Below are 20,887 nucleotides of genomic sequence, written 5' to 3' on the forward strand. Positions count from 1 at the left end.
AAATGCAGCAAGAACATATCATCACTTTAAACCTAAAGACAGAGGGTATCTGCTATCAAATGTATGTGCCTTTTTATAAAACAGATTTCATTCAAGGATATGTGAGCAGACAAAAAGAACCTTATGAATATGAAATGCTCCAGGCAATGCTTTTAAGAATTCCTAAAGATTCTTTTGTGCTAGATATTGGAATGAATATCGGTAACCATTCTTTGTTTCTTGCGGCAAATGGCTTGAGAGTGATTGCTTTTGAAGCAAATCCGAAAATGTCTAAAATAGCTAAAGAAAGTATTGCATTGAATGAATTTGAAAACAAAATTCAAGTCAATGAGTTTGGATTGTCTGATTGCGAGGGGATAATGCACTTTGCTAAAGAAATTCCAAGTAATTTTGGCGGAATGTCCCTAAGTAGTGGCGCAGGGGAAAGTGGGGCTGGGATTGTCGTTAAGACTTTGGATAGCCTAAAAGTGCAAGAGAAAATTTCTTGTATTAAGATTGATGTAGAAGGAATGGAATCACGTGTGCTTCAAGGCGCAAGAGAGTTGATTATGAGAAATCGTCCAATGATTTATGCGGAAGCGAATTATTCACAGGATTTTGTTAAACTAGAACGCGTATTAGAATCGCTAGAATACGTGCATTGGGATACTTTTGGGGGTTCTCCTATGCATTTGTTTTTGCCTTTAGAGCAAATAGAAACCAAACGACTTTTAGCTAAAACATCTGCAAAGATTGTTAATTTGCAGTTATTTAATACAAACTATAAGCAATCAAGTTATATGCAGACTTCTATTTGGCATTTAAGAAAAGATATGGGCAACCTTGCTTCCAAAATGGAAATAGAAAATATAAATAAACATCGTATTGCCCGCTTAGAATCTCTCCTCTTTGGCACAGCAAAAGACAGAATCAAAAACCATCTTAGCTACCAATTAGGACAAATCCTCCTTAAAGATTCTAAATCTTTCTTTGGAATCTCAAAACTCCCTTTTAAGATTCTATGGACAATACTAAAACACAAAAACAAACAAAAACAATATCAAGAAAAAATCACAAACAACCCTTGCTTAAAGCTTCCCTCTTTAGAATCCTATCCTGACTACAAGCAAGCCTTAAAAATCAAAAATTATTTCTCTTACCAATTAGGAGAAGCATTCCTTACTTCTATCTCTGCGGGGGGGGGGGGGATTTCTCACCTTTATCCGCAAAGTGCGTAAGTTAAAAGAGAAATACAAGAGATAAGAATGTATCTAAAGTGCGTGATTAGGTTGTAACTTCTCTTAATAAGATTATTATTTCAAATGCAATGTTTGAAAAACTGCTTGTGCTAAAGTTGGTGGTAGCACTTTTGTTAGTTCCTCTAAATTGGCACGATAAATTTCCTCAAAACTCCCAAAATAAGACAAAAGTTTATTTTGTGTTGCTTTGCCAATCCCTTTGATTTCCAAAATTTTTGATTGTTGCATTGTTTTTCGTTTTCGTTTTTGATGGAAAGTAATTGCAAAACGATGGGCTTCATCGCGCAGTTTTTGAATGAATTGCAAACGCTTATCGCTAGGGGCGAGGCGATAATCTTGCAGGACTTCATCACGTAGAATATCCCTTGCACTTCCTTTAGCACGGTAAGCCTTGCTATCCACTTTTTCTTTTGCGATTCCGATGACTTCCAAATTTACCCCCGCACTATCAAGCAAGGTTCTAGCTAAGTTGATTTGCCCCGCTCCCCCATCTAGCACCCATAAATCCGGTGGGGATTCTTTGCTAAAATCCGAGATTCTACGCTCTAGCATTTCACGCATTTGGGAATACTCGTCTGTGCCTTCTAACAAGTACTGCCGATAAGATTCCTTGCAGAATGCCCCATTTTCATAGACAATCATCGCCCCAACGCATTGCGCACCTGTATGATGTGAAGTGTCAAAAACTTCAAAGCGGAAAGGAACATTTTGTAAGCAAAAGAGTTTTTTAATCTCGCCGAGCACTTCCTCCTCCTCGTCTTTTTGCAAACGCAAAATCTCTTTACCATTTTGCAAAGCAAGTTCGCACAATCGCTTTTTCTCTCCGCTTTTTGGATAATACAAAGGAATCTTTTTGCCAAGATTTTGTCGCAAGAAATTTTCTAGTTCTTTTGCAATTTCTCCCAAATCAAAAGGAATCAAGATTTGCTTTGGTTTCAAAGGTAAATCCTTGCTGTAATAATTTAGCACTGCTTGTTTGTAGATTGCACTTTCCTCAAAACCAATTTCACTTTTGATAATTTGTGTTGCGCTAGAAACAATCTTGCCACTGCGCATAAAGAGTTTGACTAAAGCAGCACGTTTTTCTTCACAAACAAGAGCAAACACATCTAAATCTTCCAATCGTGCAAAATCAACAGAGGAAATAGGGTTTAACTGCTGAATCTTTGTGATTCTATCCCGCAAGATTCTAGCTTCTTCAAAACGCAAATTATTGGATAAAAACAGCATTTTTTCTTCTAATTTTACAAGGATTTTTTTGGGATTTTCTATGCAATGAAGTGCGTTTTGCAAGATTTGATGATAAGATTCTACATTTATGCGCCCCTCGCAAGGTGCAAGACATCTTTTGATTTGATAAAAGAGACAAGCTTTTTTACCTTGCTTGCAAGATTCTTTTTGCACAAGCGGAAAAACCTCATAAAGGCTTTCTAGTAAATCACGTGCTCCACTAGAGTAAGGTCCAAAATAGCGCAAACCCTGCATTTTCAAAACTTTTCTTGTTAGAATAATGCGGGGGAAATCCTCTTGCGAATTGACGCATAGGTAAGGATAGGTTTTATCATCACGCAAAAGAATATTGTATTTGGGTTTGAGTTGTTTAATCAGTGAATTTTCCAAAATCAAAGCGTCATTTTCATTTTCTACGATGAGATAACGTATCATCGCGATTTGTTGCACCATTTGTGCAATGCGCGCACTCAAATTGGGTGCGGGAGATAGAGTAGGAGTGAAACGAAAATAGCTTTTTACGCGATTTTTAAGATTCTTTGCTTTTCCTACATAAAGCAATCGTCCCTCACTATCAAAATAATGATAAACTCCACTTTGGTTTGGAATCTTTTTTAAAACCTCCAAAAGATTGTTGGAGAGCGGTTTGGGCTTGATTGTTGTCTCTTTGGATTCCATAAAAATCTTACAAAAATTTATTTTGATTTTGTAGAATTACTTGGCGGATATTTTCAAAGATTTCAAAGATTTCGGTATCTTTTGCGTAATTAATGAAATTTCCGTGAGCAAGTTCTCCATAGCACTGCGCGACTTCATTTTCTTGCCGAAATTCTACTTCTTTGTGGTAAGCATTATAGGTTACAAAGCATTTAATGTCTTGCACATTGGTAAGATGGGATTTTTCCTTTTGATAAGTTTTTAAGAGCTGTTTAAGAAGGGAGATTTTATGATAAAATTCTTGTTTAAAAGCTGGGTGTTTGAGTGCCAAAAATAAAATGTCATTCTTGATATAGCCAAAAGCAATTCCGCTTTTGATGCTAAGAGGAAGCAAGCGAATAAACTGATTAAGTTGGCTGACTTCGTAATATTTTTGATAGCAAGGAGTGCTAAAGAGATGAGACAAGACTTCCGATACATTTTTCATTTTTTAATTATAGCACAGATTTTTTGTCTTAGTTTTTTAAGTGTGGGTTGTGGATTTAAAGATGACCCTTACAATCCAAAAAGCAAAACAAGCCAAAAAGAGAACAGAATTTATGCACAATTGGAATTTCAAGAGTTAAAATAAGGATTTAGAAATGTTTAATTTTGATGTGATTATCGTAGGGGCTGGTGTTGCAGGATTGTATGCGTCTTTGAATCTACCTAAAAATCTAAAAGTTTTAATTCTTTGTAAAGAGCAACCTTGGGAATGCAATACTTTTTATGCGCAAGGTGGAATCGCAGTGGCAAAGGATATCAATGATATTCCTTTGCATATAGAAGATACACTAAACGCTGGTGCGGGAATGTGTGATGAAAAGGCAGTTAAGACATTAAGTGAGGAAAGTTTGGAGGTATTAGAGGATTTGATTGAGCGTCAAACTCCTTTTGACAGGGACGAAAAAGGCGATTTACTCTTCACCAAAGAAGCAGCCCATAGCACTTCACGGATTATCCACGCGGGAGGAGATTGCACAGGCAGGGTTTTGCATTCGCATTTGATAGCACAAGTTTCCCATACATTGTGGAAAAATGCAGCCGTTACGGAATTGCTCATTGAGGGAAATCATTGCTATGGTGTGAGTGTGCTAACTAAGCGCGGAAGTTATAATCTTTATGCCAAACATGTAATTTTGGCAAGCGGAGGAGTAGGTGCGCTTTTTGAATATCACACGAATGCTTATACGATTTCTAGCGAACTGCATGGAATGATTTTAGAGAATAGTTTAAAACTTAAAGATATGGAAATGTTGCAATTTCACCCCACCGTGTTTGTGAAAACTCCCCGTGCGCGCAAAATGCTTTTGAGTGAAGCTTTGCGAGGCGAGGGGGCTAGGGTCGTGGATTTTTGGGGGAATCGCTTTTTGTTTGATTATGATTCTTCAGGTGAGCTAGCCCCGCGTGATAAAGTCGCGCGTAGTATTTTTGACTATAAGATGAAGTTGCAAGAAAGAAATCCAAACGCTCCACAAGAGCAAAAGGAAGTTTATTTGGATTTAAGTCCATTTTCTAAAGAGTTTTTTTATGAACGCTTTCCTAATATCGCACGCAACTTAAGCGCACTTGGATATGAATTGCCAAAGGATAAAATCCCGATTTCTCCTGCATTTCATTATTGTATGGGAGGGATTGAGACGGACAATATAGGGCGGGTTATCGGTATGCAAAATCTTTATGCTATGGGGGAATGCGCTTGCACAGGTGTGCATGGGGCGAATCGTTTAGCGTCTAATTCTTTGCTAGAGGGCTTGGTGTTTTCAAGACGCAGTGCCAAAGAGATTTTAGGAAGTTATGGGGCAGGAAATAGAATCCAAGATTCTAAATTGAGGGAATTTCCTTTGCATTCGCAAGTATTACAAAAAGAACAAGACGAGAATCTCAAAGCGATTTTGCGTCATTTAATGTGGCACAAAGTAGGTATTATTCGCAAGAAATCTGGTTTAAATGAAGCTCTAGGTGGAGTGGAAGTAATGTTACAAAGTGGAGTGGGAAGACTTTTGCGCTTGCGTTTGCTTACTGCTAAGAACATTATAGAATCTGCACTTAAGAGAGATTTTTCAGTCGGTGCGCATTATATTGAATAATGCTTGTTTGCAAAGATTCTTTATTGCGTTATTGTGAAGTGCAGTAATGTCGGCAGATGATTTGGAGTCATCGTAAGCCAAAATAGCCTATAAGCTTAATTTGTCAATAAGATTCTACTGCAAGATTCTAAAGGGTAGATTTGTGCTTTGTGGGTGAGTGCTTTACACGCACGCCACGAATGTTACTCATTTTGCAAGGACAAATTCTATTGCAAAGGCGAAGCATAAAGTTTATTTCGGATTTTGTGAGAGGAAAATTTCATTTTCTAGCATTTTGATTTCCTCTGCACTAAAGCCTGCTTGCAAACGCGCATTAATGTTAAATTGCGCGTTGGCTTTGGGGAAAGAAAAATGATAATTTTTAAGAATCTCAAAGTATTTTAAAGCTCTTTGTTGTGGGGCAATTCTTTCTTGTTCGCACGCGAAATGAAACCACACATTTCCCTTAAAAACGTGCGAAATTTCATCTTGTAAAATCATCTCTAAAGCTCCTAAAAGCTCCTTTTTGATAGTGTGATTACTACTTTGAACTTTGGCACATAAAAAAGGATTGACATCTAAGCCCACCGCTTCCATTCCGCGTGGAATGAGCGCGATTCTATCCAATAAAACATTGCAATTTTTCATAGAATCAAAGAGTAAAGTATGCACACCAAAGTCTCCATATCGGAAGCCTAGAGTCTCTAAAAGTGCATTGAGTGCCAAAAAGTGCTTCACTTCCTCGTTGGCAACTTCCACCCAATCACGATAAAATGTAAGTGGTAGATTTCTAAAGCGATAGGCGCAATCTAGTGCTAAATCAATCGCAGAAAATTCAATGTGCGCAAGGGAATGCAAAAGATGTGCGACATTTAAATCTGTTTTGAGATACTTGCCTTGCGGAACTTTATAGGGTGGAATGATTTGACAAAAATGTGCAAAAGTCGGAATCCCTAGCGACAAAATAGCTTGCTGATGTTCTAAGTGAAAATTTGGAAAGTTTTGCCAAATTTCTTGAGTTAGCATACATTTTTCTTGTGCGTTTTTTGCATTTAAGGCATTAAAGAGTGTGGAAAATAGCTCGTGTGATTCCATTTTAAAATACAGCTTTTAATCCGATGAGAATCATTTTGACACCCATCGCCATAATAAAAACAAGTGCAATGCGCGAAAGAACATGTAATACAAGTTTGCCCAATATGCGTTCAATGCTAGCCGCAAAATGAAAAAGCCCAAGCATAAAGGCAAAAGCCGCAACTACCGCAAAAATTGTTAGTATTAACCCCTTTTCTTCTGATAAAACAACCACCGTAGAAAGCGTCCCTGGACCTACAAGCATAGGAAACGCCATCGGCACAATGCTTTGATTGAGTAATTCACTTTTGCTTAAGCCTTCGTGTTGTTGCATTTCTTTGTGGGAGGGTAGTAATAATCCCTTTGTGCTAACCAAAATGAGCAAGAAACCTCCTGCAATGCGCAAATGATTTAAATCTATTTTAAACAAAAAAGTCATAATAAAAGGACCTGTGAGCAAAAATAAAATCACAATGACAAAGGCGACATAGAGGATATTGCGAAAAAGACTTTGGCGCATTGTAGTTTCTAAATCGTCTGTCATAGAGATGAATTGCGGGAGATTGCCAAAAGGATTGAGGACGGCAATAATTGTAATAGCAATAAGCAAAAGGCTATAAAGTTGAGATTCTATTCCAGCAAACATTTTTTCTTCTTAAAATGGAGTTTTGAGAATTTTAGTAAAATTAAAGCGAAAAATCAACCTTGTTTTTTTGGATTCTTTTAGGCGAGAAGTTATTTAAATTTGGAATCCCTAATGGATTTATTAAGAAAGAATGGTTAGCACTTAGAATCTTAAAGATTCCAAATGCTAAAGGTGAAAAGTAGATTAAGCTTTCTTTTCGCTTACGATTTCTACGATATTGTCTCCCACCATTACCGCAATTTTTGCCATAAACTCTTCTGGGCTTGTAAAGCCTACACAAGAGCAGTTGATTTCACCTAAAATATAGCGGTCAGCACCTTTTTCGTCTGTGTCTAAGATAAAATCTGCTGTCCAAATGAGTGGTAAGTCGTAATTGCCTAACTTGCTTTTAATTTGTGGAAGTTGTCCTAAGAACCAATCTACCAATGTTTGCCAATCTTTTGGCTCATCGTAGCGATATTTTGCACCGCTAAAGAGAGTTGCACTAAACGCGTCGCCTCCTTCGGCTGGTTTTTTATGTACAACATAAACAGGAGTTTTGTAAAGCATAAGGATTCTAATCTCTCCTTCTTTAATACGTGGTAAGAAAGTCATATCCACAAGCATACCATTGTCACCGACTAAATAATGTTCGCAGAAATCCATAAATTCACCTAATTTGCGCTCTTCAGTGTGATTGTCTTTTGCCTCTGTGCAGATGATTTTTGTATCTAATGGGAGGGATTCTACTTTATTATAATCACTGCTAGATTCTAGTCTCACGCGCCAAATTCCTTCACCTGTTGAACCGCGATTTTGCTTTAAAACCCTTTCGCCTTTTGCTAGAGTTTTAGGAAAGGTTTTCTTAAAATCGTGCTTATCGCTAAAGGTTACCCCGATTCTTTTTGCTTCTGCTGGGTCATAATACGCATAAGTATCACTAGGCACTAAAGGAGTATCTGCTAATTTTGTCAAAGCGTCTTTTGCGCCATAACCAATCATTGCGTCAGGGTGAGGCATACCCACAAGTCCGTCAGCACAAAGTTTGCGTAAAACATCAAAATAAAGTTTTTCTTCTTTTAAATTTCCGGGATTTACACGAGAAACATAGCCATCAGCAGTATCACGCACTTTTTTGTAGATTTCCTCTCTTTTTGTAGAATCGCGTAACGCTTCATCTGTAAGTTGCACAACTTCTGCATTCCAACCCTTTGCTTTAAGGGCATTTACCATTGGCATTGTGTCTTTTCTGTGTCCATCTGCACCTTTGTCACTACCGCCTACTGCTTCAAAAAAGACAATATTCTTTTTCATATTTCCTCCAAAAATTAAATTATGATTTATAAAGGTATCAAAATAAGGCTTAAAGTTTTTATTTTTGGGGTAAATTTGATTGGATTGTTCTTGTTGGCGCGTTACTAAATGATACAAGGCAAAGGTTGTATTTCTTTAATTATTGTGAGTTTTATCCATATACTTAAGAAGTAAGACTAACGAAGTAGTAGAACATAATCCCAGCAAAAAGATAAAATTCATTGGGATTCATTGCCGCACAAAATGTCCGCTTTTTCCTCCGCTTTTTTCTACCAAATAAATCTCGCTTAAAACCATTGTTTTATCTATTGCCTTAACCATATCATAAATCGTAAGGAGACCGATATTAACACCCATTAGGGCTTCCATTTCTACACCTGTTTGTCCATAGGTTTTTACCCGCACCTCTAAAATAAACGCATTTTCATTTGCGATTTCTATTGTTTCACATTTAACACTTGTTAAGAATAGTGGGTGGCACATAGGAATCAGCTCACTTGTGCGTTTCGCACCCATAATTGCTGCAATGATTGCTGTTTGCAATACTGCACCTTTTTTTACCTTTTGTTCTTTAATTGCGCAAAAGGCTTCATAGTTCATTGTGATTTTGCCCCTTGCGATTGCTTCTCTGTGTGTGGAATCTTTTGCCGAGACATCAACCATTTTGGGATTTTGTCGTTTATCTAAATGCGTAAGCTCCATACGAATCCTTTATAATAATTTGTAAATGGTTATTTTGTCATTTTTTAGCACTTTTTGGAATAAATTTTTATCCAAGTTTTCAAAAAATAAACCTTTAAAATAAAAACTTTCCAAATAAGATTTCGCACAAAGTAGAGTTTTTCCATTGGGTAAAAGGATAGCTACAAGTGAGCTTTGTGTATCAAAGATTTGTGTTGTATGCTGCTTTAAATCTATGCTTTTAAAAATCCTAAAATGTAAGTCTTGTGTAGTAACTTCGCCTGTGTTTGGATTTAAGGCAATATTGTTTTTGAAATAAATCCTATCCTTTGTTGCTTCAAGAGAAAGTGCAAAAAAATCAAGTTTTTGAGGCTTTCCATTACTTAAATCCACTTGAGAAAAGCGCATAACATTGGGGAAAATCTCAAGCATTCTCCAAGGCAAAATGAAATAAAGTGCGTGAGGAGAATACTCCCATTTTTGTTTGTTTTTAAGGTTTTCTAATGTTTTTGGAATCCCAAATGTTTGAAAATGAGATTCCAAAGTCTCGCCTGTTAAAAGCATTTTGGCTAGATTGTAGCTTATTCTCTCTTCATTTGTGCTAAGCGCGAGGCTAATAGGAAAATTTTGTATTCCTGAATGCCTTCCTCCATCTACAAAGGTTTGCAAATCACTAAAGTAATGCACATAATAGCCATAGTCCCACCAAGTGAGCGCAAAGTCTCCCTTTTTGGCAGGGATAGAGAGCAGAATCTCTGCTTCGCTTGCTTCCAAAATTGGTGCAACGACATAATTTCTAATATGCCACAAATGCGGTGCAATCACAAGCAAAACCAAACAAGCAAGCAAAAGAGATTTTAGGATTCTGTTTTGAAAACTCACTAAAATTGTTTGAATCTTAAAAAACAAAAATCCCATTCCAAGCGCAGAGATTGGCACAGCATAAAAGCTAAAACGCAAGCCTTGCACAAGAGCAAAACAACCTAGAGCCAAAAAGGGTAGAAAAAGGGTGAATCTTTTGTCCTTAAAAATCAATCCAAAATAACCTAAAATTGCCAAAATAAACCAAAAGATTCCACCGCTGATGCGATAAGCAAACTCGCTAAAATCAATATTTGAAACCTCCGCAATGGAATCCAAAACATTTAAATAATGCAATCCTATATTTGTGGTGTCGGCAAGATAATCACTTAAATAATGGCTCTGTAAGAAATTGGGTAATAATTTCCACAGCAAAAGGCTTAGATTACATAAAAAGTAAAGAAAAAATAAAATTTTATGGATTGGAAAGGTTTTATGTAAAATATCCAAGAAAAACCCTAAAAAGAATCCTAAAAATATCCAAACCCAAGTGAATTTTGGAAAAAAAATCACTAAAGTTAAGATGAAAAATAAACCTAAAATAATCCATTGCATTGGGGATTCTTTTGACGATTTGTTGTATAAGTCTTTCAAGAAAAAACATAATAAAATTAAAAGATAACCCAATAAAACATAGCGTAAATGGGAATAATACAAAAGGGAAAAAGCACTCAAAGAAAATAGAATCGCAAAATCTAATGCTTTTTGTGTTCTAAGAGTGCGTAGGATTATCACTCCAATACTCAAACCTAAAACAATGATAAGCATATCTGTATCATAATAACCAAACATTGTGCGATTATAATAACTCACACTCATTGCACTTAAAAATCCGCTTAATGCACAGGGAATTGCTCCGAAGTTGCGCGTCAAAGCCATAAGGGGAAAAACAATCAAACTTCCAAAGATTGCAGGGAGAATGAATAAGACTTGCTCCAAATTAAAGGGAAGACAAAGGGTGAGGAATGCGGTTAAGATAGAAAGAATCTCGCTTGTGGATTTATAAAGGGGCAGATGAGAGGAGATAGAAAGAGTAAAAAAATCTTGCAAAAAATTTGGAAGATGCCAAATAGGAGATTGCCCAAACTCCAAAGCAAAAGATTGCTGAAATTCTTGATAAAGTTTTAAAAGTTCTTTTGCGCCTTGTGCGTAGAAATAGCCATCGTGCGTGTTGAGCAAAGGGGCTTGATTGTAAAAATATTGTGGATAGGCACTAAGCACAAAAGGATAATAAAGCCGAAGCAAAACACAAAGCAAAAAGACAAAAAATGCTAGACTAAGAAAGGATTTTAGGCGCATTCTTTTCCCGCGATTCTTTTTGTAGTTTTTTGGCTTGTTTATAAAATTCTATCATTCCGCCTTTGTGGATTGTTTTGCAGGCTTGAATTAAGCTTGCACCCAAACGATAAGAGAAAGTTTGCTTTTCGTAGATTGCGCTTTTATAGTCATCATAAGATTTCAAAGGAGGGAGTTTTAAATGAGGGGATTTAGCAATGATGTGCGCATAAAATCTTGCTTCTTGCCTGTGTTTCAAAGCAATAAAAGCAAGAATAAAAGGCAATTTTAAGCAACCCCAAAGGGTTTTATAGTTTTGAATGATTGCATAGCCTAGTTTGTAGGAGAGATGATAACGAATCCTCTCATAGCCATAAGTTGTGTTAGCAATGAATCCCTTTGTGTTTGGGCTTCCGCTTGCATCTAGCCATTGCTTGTAATACAGATTCCATTCTTGCCAGATTTGGTTGCAAAGGTGATTATTCCAAAAGCGATTCTTTGAACCATATGCGTGAATGAGAATAGGATTTTGATTCTTGCGCCACAGCACACTTCCACAATAACGATTATCTAGCACTTTAGTTTTTAATTTTTTTTCAAAAATCAACAAAGAAAAAATAGCTTGGTCGTTTAGTGCGTGTTTTGCACTTTGGGAATAAATAAAATCATAACATTCTAGCGGGCTTTCTAAAGTATCATTAAAAACAATAATTCCTGTTCTATATATTTCAAGATTCGCAAACTCTTGCGGTGCAGAAGGCAGGCTTGCTTTAAGCTTGTTTTTGCCGCGATTGGCTGCTAATACATAATCTCCCATTAAATGCTTCAAATGTCCAATTTCGTGGAGCAACAAAATATCAAAATCCAAATAAATGACGCATTCACATTCTTGTAGGTATTTCAAGCCTTCAAAGCAAGCATAAACCATATGTGTCCAACGATTCAAAAAAGAATCATTGCGCAAATTTATGGGTGTTTTGCGATAGGTGTTGAGTTTGGTGATAAAATCCTCTTTTGTAAAAGCTTCAAACTTAACTTCGCTTGTTCCCGCAATTTGTTTTAAGGCTTTTTTGTCGCTCTTGCTAAAGCCATCGTGAATCAAATAGAAAATATCCACCTTATCGGCACATTTTGCCTTGATATTAGCTAAAAGCGCACCAATCACAAAGGCAGAATCGCAAGTCGCGCAAAGTAGGATTCCTAATGGGTATTTTTTCATTGATTTGTCCAAGTTTGATAATTGATAGTTTTTAGCGATGTAAAAAGATATTTTATAATAATTTTTGCAAATTTCCTAAAACTTTGTAATGGAATCTTAACAAGTGAGATTCTTATTATAAATTGCCACGCCGATAAATCGGCTCACAATGACAAAGGAGATAGCACGCAAGGACGATGTGGGATTCGTTTTTTAGCCTATAAGGACAATTATGCGTTATCTTGCGGTTTGCGAGGATTTTTTGAAGAACCACCACCACAGCCGCAGCCACAACCTTTATCTTTCTTAGGGTAAAGTTTATAGCCAAAGTATAAAAGCGCACCAACTAAAATAATTCCTAAAATAAAAGTTTCCATTTAACCTCCAAAACAAGATTCTATGAATAGTTCATAGAATCTTAAAATTTAACCATTAAAACGCATAAACAATTTCTACTTTGAATTGATTTCTATCTTCTGAATCTGTTTGTGGAGAAATATAACTTCCGCTACGCTCTGTTTTTAAAAACGCATAATAGGTATAGATTTCTAAGTTTTCATTGTATCCCCAAGTAAGATTTGGTGTAATTTCATAAAAGTCAATGTCTGTTGTAGTGCGATTTGGAATATCTTTGACTTTATTTTTGCCATTGACATAATCTATTCCAATATTTAGATTCTCAAGTAAATCATAAGACAAAGACGCATAAAAGACATCTAAGTCTTTTTCTGTATTTTTGTTGATTGCGCCCCCAATCGCAGAAAAATTCACTCCTGTGGCATCGTAATTATCAAACCAAACCGCGCCCGCCATTTGCAATGCACCCTCATCGTCCAAAGAGACTGCGAAATTATCTTTTGTGTTTGTAATGTAGCCAAGATTTAAACCTAATGGAATCTCTAATTTTGCTAAATCTACACCGGCTTCAAGGCTGATAAAGTCGCTTTTTGTTTGCATTCTATTATAAGCTCCACCCAAAGCTTGCACGAGAGTTGCCACCCCAGAGCTTTGTGTTTGTGTGTAGGCGTATTGTCCGCTTAAATGAAAGAAATCTTGATAGAATCCAAGCTGATAAAAGAATGCGGAATCCACAATATCATCAATATGGAAATACCAAAGTTGTGATTCTACGTTGCCAAAGTCAAACTCCCAATTCCCAATTCCCGCAAGCAGATAGAGCGGTTTAGTAATGCTTGTTTCTTGCGGTAAATCATCTTTTGTATCATCTAATGCCCAAGAGTCAAATGCTCCTGCGACTAAACTAACGCTAGGCAAATCACTATTAACAAACAAAATCCCCGTTCCTCTGTCCTCTCCCACATCATTTAGAGGTGTATCTAAGCGCATTTTGCCAAGTGTGATATTTGTGCTTGTGGAATCAGGCGTAATCACTGCATTAAAAGTGCTTACGCCAAAGCTATTATCTTTGCCAGAACCTAGCCCATAACCCAAAAAGGATTCCGAATTTTCTATTGTGCCATCTTCGTTTAAATCCACGCCTTTGCCGTGATTTGTGTTTTGAGAATTTTCATAATAAATTCCGAGATTAAGTGCGATATTCTCTGAAGCAGGGATTTTAAACTCTGCTTCTGCGTGCCAAGTATGCTCTACATCGCCGCTTTTTTCGCCATCTTTGTTAAATTGAGGATTCTTAAAACGATTGTCTTCGTATTCATAACGCAAAAATCCGCTGACATCTATTCCCTTTATTGCTTCTTCTAGGCTCTGTGCATTTGCGTTTGCCGCAAGTGCCAAAAGCCCTACTAGACTTAAACTTGATTTTATATCCATAAAAACTCCTTCATTTCAAAATTTCAATCTAAGGCGATTAAAAATGAGATAGAATCTTATCATTAAAAAGATTAAATGAAAATAATTATCATAAATAATAAATAAAATTTTAAAAGAATGAGGATTTTTCCCAAAAAAACTTGAAGTCAAGAGTTTATTATTTATAACTTATTTATAATTGTTTGGTATAATGCGCTGAATCTTTTAATTTTGGGAGTATTTAGATGAAAAAATATTTGAAAAAAATCTCTGACCCAAGAATCGTTGGTGCATTTAGTAAAAGTGGTTTAGGATTAGCTGCTGTGCTTCTTATTGTAGGTTGTGATAGCCCACAAGAAACAGACAAAAGTGGTATTCAAGAAGCAACCAAAAGAGGTGCAACCGTTACGATTGAGCGGCAAGCCGATGGAAGTTATAAAATTCTTGACGAAGTGCCAAGTGCGCAAACACGAGTGATTTTGCGCGAAAATGGAACGGAGCGAATCCTAAGTCAAGCAGAAATTGACCAAATTATCGCAGAAGAAAACAAAAAAATAGAAGCAGGCACTTCACAACTTACCAACCCAACAGGCGCAGGATTATCTCTAGGGGAAACGATTTTAGCAAGTGCAGCAGGTGCGATTTTGGGAAGTTGGATTGGAAGCAAGCTTTTCAACAATCAAAACTATCAAGCCCAACAAAGAACAAGTTATAAAACCCCACAAGCTTATGAACGTTCTCAAAGCTCTTTCAAGCAAAATGCAAATGCAAGAACAGGAACAACAGCAGGAAAAAGTGGGTTTTATTCTCCAAACAACACAGGTTCTACGCAGAATCGCTCCACAACAAGCACAAGACAAAGTTATGGTGGCTAAAAATGCAGATTTTAAATACGCAACCGCTTAATAATGCAGATTTGGAGGACTTGGGGCTTAGTTGGCATACCGATGTAGATTCTATGCCTTATGTCAGTGATGAGATTGTAGAAATCAGTGAGGAAGAAGCGCAAGGATTCTACAATGCTGCAAATGAGCTTTATGATATGTATGCAGAAGCAGGGCAATATGTCATAGATAATGATTTGTTTTTTGAGCTTGGAATCCCATTCAATCTTGTGGAGGCTATTGAGCGAAGTTGGGAGGAGGAAGTGCATTGGCATCTGTATGGGCGCTTTGATTTAGCAGGAGGATTGGACGGCAATCCTATTAAGTTGCTAGAGTTTAATGCAGATACTCCTACAATGGTATATGAAAGCGCAATCGTTCAATGGGCACTTTTAAAGAAAAATGGATTCAAAGAATCTTTGCAATTTAACAATCTTTATGAGGCATTGGGAGATAATTTTAAACGAATGATTACTCTAGGAGAGGATATTTCCCATTTTAATGAAATTTATGAGGGTTGGAAGATTCTCTTTTCTAGTATTGCTGGAAGTGAGGAGGAGGAGCGCACCGTCAAACTCTTAGAAGTAATCGCAAAAGAAGCGGGATTTGAAACAAATTTTTGCTATGCGCACGAGGCAACATTGAGCGAAACAGAAGGCTTGAGCCTTGAGGGTGTGAATTATGAGTTTTGGTTTAAGCTGATTCCTTGGGAGAGTATCGCAGTAGATGAGCCGGAATTAGCGCAGCTGATGACTGCTATGATTGCAAACAAAAATACAATCTTTTTGAATCCTGCTTATACTTTAATGTTTCAAAGTAAGCGAATGTTGAAGATTCTATGGGATTTGTTTCCCAACCACCCCCTATTGCTTGAAACTTCCTACGAGCCACTCAATCAAAAGCAGGTTAAAAAACATGCCTTTGGAAGGGAGGGAGAGAGTGTAAGCATTTTGGACGCACAAGGAAAGATTCTTAAAAGTTGTAGCGGAGAGTATGATAACTATCCCGAAATTTATCAGGCTTTTGCAACGCAAAATCATCATAATGGAAGCCTTTATCAGCCCAATGTTTTTTATGCTTATGAAGCTTGTGCATTGGGATTTCGCAAGGGTGGGGAGATTTTGGATAATATGTCCAAATTTGTAGCACATAAGATTAGGTAAGACAAAATGCAAGGCTGTTTTTTGGGGTTTTTAAAATTGTTGTATAGCTTTTAGCTATGGTATTTGTTAAGGAAAAAAATGGAATCTTTAAATCATCTCAATAGCGTTAATGACTTCAATGAAGCAAAACAAGTTATTCCTGGTGGCGTCAATTCTCCTGTTCGCGCCTTTAAAAGCGTGGGCGGCACGCCACCTTTTATTGCTAACGGGCGTGGAGCTTATTTAATTGATGAGGACGGAAATCGTTACATTGATTTTGTGCAAAGTTGGGGACCTTTGATATTTGGTCATTGCGACAAGGACATTGAAGAAGCGGTGATAGAGTCCGTGAAAAAAGGCTTGTCTTTTGGCGCACCCACGACTTTAGAAACAGCACTTGCTAAGGAAGTCATTAGCATTGTAGAGGAAGTAGAAAAAATCCGTTTCGTTTCAAGTGGAACAGAAGCAACAATGAGTGCGATTCGTCTTGCGCGTGCCTTTAGTGGCAGAGAGGATATCATCAAGTTTGAGGGTTGCTATCACGGACATAGTGATTCTTTGTTGGTCTCTGCGGGAAGTGGAATGGCAACCTTTGGCAATCCTAGCTCACCGGGTGTGCCACAAGATTTCACGCAACATACATTAGTCGCGCAATACAACGATTTAGCAAGTGTGGAATCCTGCATTACTCTAAGTCAAAAGCAAGGTAAGGGTGTCGCTTGCGTGATTGTTGAACCCATAGCGGGCAATATGGGACTTGTGCCAAGTGAAGTGGAGTTTTTGGAGGGTTTAAGAATGCTTTGCGATAAACACGGGATTCTATTAATCCTAGATGAAGTAATGAGTGGTTTTCGGGCGAGTTTGTGCGGTTCGCAATCCTTTTATAAAGTGCGAGGAGATTTGGTAACCTTTGGCAAAGTTATTGGAGGTGGAATGCCTGTGGGCGCATTTGGCGGGAGAGCGGAGATTATGGATTTGCTTTCCCCCAAAGGCGCAGTTTATCAAGCAGGAACTTTGAGCGGAAACCCTGTGGCAATGAGTGCGGGACTCGTTTCATTGCGCAAACTAAAAGAAGATTCCAAAATCTATGAGAGATTGGAGGGCTTAGCCTTAAAACTGACACAAGGGTTGAAAAGTCTTTGTGCGGAGTTTCAGATTCCTTTGCAAACTTGCGTGCGCGGAAGTATGTTTGGATTCTTTTTTAACGATAAAAAGGTGAGAAACTTCCAAGACGCACTCAAGAGTAATACAGAAATGTTTGCGCGCTTCCATCAAGGAATGTTGAATAAGGGAGTTTATTTTGCCGCTTCGCAGTTTGAAACAGGATTTATTTGTGCTGCAATGAATGAGGAACTCATTGAGGGCGTATTGGAACGAGCACGAGAGGTTTTGTTGGAGATTCACACTTATGGTAAGTAAGCAAGATTTGCAATTCAATGAGGATATGGGTAACCAAACGCAAAAATCCAATCAGGGGGAATCGCAGAGTGAGGATTCCAAGCCCAAAGAGGAATTAAAATACAAAGATGCTCTGTTAGCTTATTCTAATGCAGCATTAGGAATCTCAATGGTTGTTGCTGTGCTGATTGGGGTAGGGATTGGCTATGGCTTAGAATCACTCTTTGGCGTGCGCTGGCTTTTTTGGCTGGGCGTTGTATGGGGAGTGTGTGCAGCAATTTTGAATGTCTTTAAAGCCTACAAGCGTCAAAAGCGCGAATTAGATGAACTTGCAAAAGACCCAAAATATGCCTACAATGCAAACAATCCAAAAGCATTTGATGATGAAGATGATGATTAAAGGCAAATGAAAAAGCTCTTTTTGTTTTTTGTATTTGCTGGATTAGTTTGTTTTTGCTTTTGGGTTGGCTTTGGCGGAATCTTTGCGCTCAATTTCACCTTTGCGATTCTGTCTTTTGCATTAATTGTTTCTATTGTGTTTTATGTGCAAAAGCGTAAGATTCAAGGCTTAATTCAAAATGCAAGTCAAGAGGAATTGGAAGCCTTAAGCGAAGCCTATAAAAGTAAGCAAGAAAGGGCGCAAGAGGAGGAAGAGGAATTTTGGGGAGAATCGCGACTACAAGAGGATTCCAAAGCTCCCACACAATCTCCACAAGTAGAATCGCAAGAGGACTTCAAGCCTACAAAAACGCGCTTTTGGCAAAATTTCAGTGCGCAAAATGCCAAAACAGGTGCGAAAATGTTTTTTTATCCTTTGCGACTTTTTGTGTATGGATTCCTTGTCGTTGGAATCTTGTTCCTTATTTCGCACCAAATCTTTGATTCTTTTGCCTTTTTGGGTGGCTTAATCTTTGCAAATGTCTTGGTTGTATCGTTTCTTTTTGTGAAAGACTGATTTTTTATGTGATACTTTAGGATTCCTCCTCCTCAAAATCATTTTTGCCCCGTGCAATAAAAAGAATACGCGTTCCGCTAAAATCAAAATGTTCGCGCAAGAAATTCACCAAATACCGCTTATAGCTAAAATGTAAGCTTTTAGGACGATTCATAATCAGCGCAATTTGTGGGGGCTTGATTTCAAATTGCGTTGCATAATAGATTTTTACGATTTTCCCGTGGTCGCTAGGGAGCGGGTGGTGCTTGGTGGCTTCCTTGAGGATTGCATTAAGCTTTGCAGTTGGAATCCTAAAGGCAAAATTGCGATAAACTTTTAGGATTTCTTCCTCTAGTTTTTGGATATGGCGACCATTTTTGGCAGAAATTGTAAGAATCGGGGCATATTCTAAGAACTTAAAGCGCAACTTAAAATCCTCTAAGATTCCTTTAAAATCCTTGTGCGCAATGTCCCATTTGTTTAAAACAACAATCACACCAAGCTTGTATTCATCTATCAATCCCGCAATTTTCTCATCTAATTCTACAAAAGGCGCAGAAGCATCAAGCACCAAAAGCGCAATATCTGTGCGCCCTAGCACCTCACGCGTGCGTTGCAAGGCAAATTTTTCCAAGCCCTCAATCTTGCCTCTTTTTCGGATTCCAGCAGTATCTACGAAATTGACTAATTGCCCTTTGATTTCTCCTTTTTCATCTACAGGGTCTATGGTCGTCCCAGCAATAGGGGAGACGATAGCGCGTTCGCCCTTAAGCAAAGCATTCAATAATGAACTTTTCCCTACATTGACGCGCCCGATGATTCCGATATTAATTAACTCTTCTTGCGCTTGCTGTGTGGAATCCTCGCAATCTTCTTGTGAAAACTCTAAACCCTCCTCTAAATCCTCTTGCGTTTCTTGATTGAAAAACTGCTCTAATGCGTCATTCTTAAGAGCCGATAGAATCGCGTTTTCAAGCTCTAGGATTCCGCGATTATGAGAAACGGAGACAAAAAACATTTGTTTTGCGCCAAACTCCATAAACTCCCACGCATTTTGTTTTTCTCTGTCATTATCAATCTTATTAACTACCAAAAAAATATTAGGATTTTTGCGCTCAAGAGAGTAAAAAATCTCTTTGTCTATTGCTTGGGGAGCGGTTTTGCCATCTACAAGATACAAAATCAAATCCGCATTTTCACCTGTTTGCAGAGAATGCTTTGAGACGTTTTGAAACAAAGCATCTTTGCTCTCTAATCCGCCGGTATCCAAGAGTAAAAAGGGCAAGTTTTGCAGAGAAATTGTTGCCTTTTTGACATCACGTGTCGTGCCTGCAATCTCTGAAGTAATCGCAATTCTTTGTTTGCAAAATCGGTTGAACAGCGAGCTTTTACCCGCATTGGGACGCCCGATAATCGCAATGCTTCCATAAAATTTATCCATTAAAAACCTTTAAATTAAAGTCTGATTTTACTTTAAGCTACGCACCTTTGTCAAATCTTTAGCTAAATTTTAGGCATAAGATTTTACGATTCTGCCAAAAATTTATGGAAAGAATAATGGAATCTAATAAGCAAGCAATTCTTGCAATGCTTTTAGCAGGATTGCTTTTTACCGCTATGGGAATGTTTGTCAAAGTGCTTACACCAAACTTACCTGCCATAGAAGTGGCTTTTGCTCGGAATTTCTTTGGTCTGCTTTGGGTTCTTGTTGCCTTAATACTTAACCCTCCAAAAACCAAGCAAGGTGGCAAGCCTTTTATTCTCTTTTTTCGTGGATTTGCAGGAGGAAGTGCGATGATGGCATATTTTTATAATATGTCTGTAATGCCTTTAGGCACGGCTTTTGCATTTTCTTATACTTCGCCTATTTTTTTGGCACTTTTGAGTATGATTTTTATTCACGAGCGCGTGTCCTTAAGGATTTGGACAGCTATTTTTATGGGATTTGGCGGAATCTTGCTTATCTCCAATCCTCAAAGCATTGATTTAAGCTTTTTTGGATTCTTAATCGGAATTTACAGCGGGATTGGTGCAGCACTTGCGTATCTTTCTGTTGCAGAACTTGCCAAGAACTATGACCCGCGCATTATTATTGGTTCTTTGATGCTAAGTGGTTCTATTTTGCCGCTTTTAATGCAGTTTGTGCCTTATGAGAACTATCCTATCGCGTTATTTAAACCTTTTGTAATGCCGAACTTGCAAGAATGGGGGCTGATTTTTGGGCTTGGGGTCGTCTCTATGTATGCGCAAATTTATATGACCAAAGCTTATAGTTTAGGGAATCCACCAATGATTGGAGCGATTTCTTATGTTACAATCTTTATGGCAACTTTAGCGGGAATTATTCTAGGAGACCAAGTGCCACACGGCTTAGTTATCATTGGTATGATTTGCATTGCGTGTGGTGGAATCTTGGCTGCATTTTCAAGAAAATACAAAAAAGTAAAATGAGTTTGAATGTGTGATGAACCACCGCGACACTTTTATGCTATAATTCT

General features: G+C 37.7%; 19 protein-coding genes. 8 read left to right on the forward strand and 11 right to left on the reverse strand.

Going from position 1 to position 20,887, the window contains the following annotated elements:
• Positions 1-2 precede the first annotated feature (2 nt).
• Positions 3-1,217, forward strand: coding sequence for an FkbM family methyltransferase (locus CQA43_RS00560; protein WP_115550673.1), 1,215 nt, complete (start codon positions 3-5; stop codon positions 1,215-1,217).
• Between the two features lie 75 nt (positions 1,218-1,292).
• Here CQA43_RS00560 and uvrC read toward each other — a convergent pair whose 3' ends face one another.
• Both uvrC and CQA43_RS00570 read right to left on the reverse strand, forming a co-directional pair.
• Positions 1,293-3,146, reverse strand: a complete 1,854-nt coding sequence (gene uvrC / locus CQA43_RS00565) for an excinuclease ABC subunit UvrC (protein WP_115550674.1) — start codon at positions 3,144-3,146, stop codon at positions 1,293-1,295.
• A 7-nt stretch (positions 3,147-3,153) separates the two neighbouring features.
• Complete coding sequence (locus tag CQA43_RS00570) at positions 3,154-3,612, reverse strand: hypothetical protein (RefSeq protein ID WP_115550675.1); 459 nt, start codon at positions 3,610-3,612, stop codon at positions 3,154-3,156.
• Between the two features lie 154 nt (positions 3,613-3,766).
• Between CQA43_RS00570 and CQA43_RS00575 the strand changes: the two genes are divergently transcribed.
• Positions 3,767-5,254, forward strand: a complete 1,488-nt coding sequence (locus CQA43_RS00575; RefSeq protein ID WP_115550676.1) for an L-aspartate oxidase — start codon at positions 3,767-3,769, stop codon at positions 5,252-5,254.
• Between the two features lie 231 nt (positions 5,255-5,485).
• Here CQA43_RS00575 and CQA43_RS00580 read toward each other — a convergent pair whose 3' ends face one another.
• The 8 genes from CQA43_RS00580 to CQA43_RS00615 form a co-directional block, all read right to left on the reverse strand.
• Positions 5,486-6,328 (reverse strand): ferritin-like domain-containing protein, encoded by an 843-nt coding sequence (locus tag CQA43_RS00580; protein ID WP_115550677.1) that lies wholly within the window; start codon positions 6,326-6,328, stop codon positions 5,486-5,488.
• Between the two features lies 1 nt (position 6,329).
• Positions 6,330-6,953 (reverse strand): MarC family protein, encoded by a 624-nt coding sequence (locus tag CQA43_RS00585; RefSeq protein WP_115550678.1) that lies wholly within the window; start codon positions 6,951-6,953, stop codon positions 6,330-6,332.
• A 183-nt stretch (positions 6,954-7,136) separates the two neighbouring features.
• Positions 7,137-8,246: a Cj0069 family protein gene (locus tag CQA43_RS00590; protein WP_115550924.1), complete on the reverse strand. Its 1,110-nt coding sequence runs from the start codon at positions 8,244-8,246 to the stop codon at positions 7,137-7,139.
• A 228-nt stretch (positions 8,247-8,474) separates the two neighbouring features.
• Entirely contained in the window at positions 8,475-8,948 is a 474-nt protein-coding gene (gene moaC / locus CQA43_RS00595; protein ID WP_115550679.1) for a cyclic pyranopterin monophosphate synthase MoaC, read from the reverse strand.
• A 9-nt stretch (positions 8,949-8,957) separates the two neighbouring features.
• Positions 8,958-11,087, reverse strand: a complete 2,130-nt coding sequence (locus CQA43_RS00600) for an STT3 domain-containing protein (protein ID WP_115550680.1) — start codon at positions 11,085-11,087, stop codon at positions 8,958-8,960.
• Positions 11,065-12,354: a glycosyltransferase gene (locus CQA43_RS00605; protein WP_342767845.1), complete on the reverse strand. Its 1,290-nt coding sequence runs from the start codon at positions 12,352-12,354 to the stop codon at positions 11,065-11,067. The genes CQA43_RS00600 and CQA43_RS00605 overlap by 23 nt, the downstream gene beginning before the upstream one ends.
• 137 nt (positions 12,355-12,491) lie before the next feature.
• Positions 12,492-12,638, reverse strand: coding sequence for a FeoB-associated Cys-rich membrane protein (locus CQA43_RS00610; RefSeq protein WP_115550682.1), 147 nt, complete (start codon positions 12,636-12,638; stop codon positions 12,492-12,494).
• A gap of 55 nt (positions 12,639-12,693) precedes the next feature.
• The gene (locus tag CQA43_RS00615; protein ID WP_115550683.1) at positions 12,694-14,052 is read right to left on the reverse strand and encodes a major outer membrane protein; all 1,359 of its coding nucleotides are present in this window, start codon (positions 14,050-14,052) and stop codon (positions 12,694-12,696) included.
• Between the two features lie 224 nt (positions 14,053-14,276).
• Here CQA43_RS00615 and CQA43_RS00620 point away from each other — a divergent pair, with 224 nt between their 5' ends.
• From CQA43_RS00620 to CQA43_RS00640, 5 genes are all read left to right on the forward strand, one after another.
• On the forward strand, positions 14,277-14,906 hold the full coding sequence (locus tag CQA43_RS00620; RefSeq protein WP_115550684.1) for a UPF0323 family lipoprotein: 630 nt from the start codon (positions 14,277-14,279) through the stop codon (positions 14,904-14,906).
• A 2-nt stretch (positions 14,907-14,908) separates the two neighbouring features.
• Positions 14,909-16,078, forward strand: a complete 1,170-nt coding sequence (locus CQA43_RS00625; RefSeq protein WP_115550685.1) for a glutathionylspermidine synthase family protein — start codon at positions 14,909-14,911, stop codon at positions 16,076-16,078.
• 78 nt (positions 16,079-16,156) lie between these two features.
• Positions 16,157-17,476: a glutamate-1-semialdehyde 2,1-aminomutase gene (gene hemL, locus CQA43_RS00630; RefSeq protein ID WP_115550686.1), complete on the forward strand. Its 1,320-nt coding sequence runs from the start codon at positions 16,157-16,159 to the stop codon at positions 17,474-17,476.
• Entirely contained in the window at positions 17,466-17,855 is a 390-nt protein-coding gene (locus CQA43_RS00635; protein WP_245944169.1) for an AtpZ/AtpI family protein, read from the forward strand. The genes hemL and CQA43_RS00635 overlap by 11 nt, the downstream gene beginning before the upstream one ends.
• A gap of 6 nt (positions 17,856-17,861) precedes the next feature.
• A complete protein-coding gene (locus CQA43_RS00640) occupies positions 17,862-18,410 on the forward strand; it encodes a hypothetical protein (protein WP_115550687.1) in 549 nt (182 codons plus the stop codon).
• 16 nt (positions 18,411-18,426) lie between these two features.
• Here CQA43_RS00640 and der read toward each other — a convergent pair whose 3' ends face one another.
• A complete protein-coding gene (gene der, locus CQA43_RS00645; protein ID WP_115550688.1) occupies positions 18,427-19,830 on the reverse strand; it encodes a ribosome biogenesis GTPase Der in 1,404 nt (467 codons plus the stop codon).
• A gap of 116 nt (positions 19,831-19,946) precedes the next feature.
• On the opposite strand from der, the gene CQA43_RS00650 reads away from it, so the two are divergent.
• The gene (locus CQA43_RS00650; protein ID WP_245944170.1) at positions 19,947-20,840 is read left to right on the forward strand and encodes a DMT family transporter; all 894 of its coding nucleotides are present in this window, start codon (positions 19,947-19,949) and stop codon (positions 20,838-20,840) included.
• Positions 20,841-20,887: the final 47 nt, after the last annotated feature.

The sequence above is a fragment of the Helicobacter ganmani genome (assembly GCF_003364315.1).
Classification (GTDB): Bacteria; Campylobacterota; Campylobacteria; order Campylobacterales; family Helicobacteraceae; genus Helicobacter_D; species Helicobacter_D ganmani.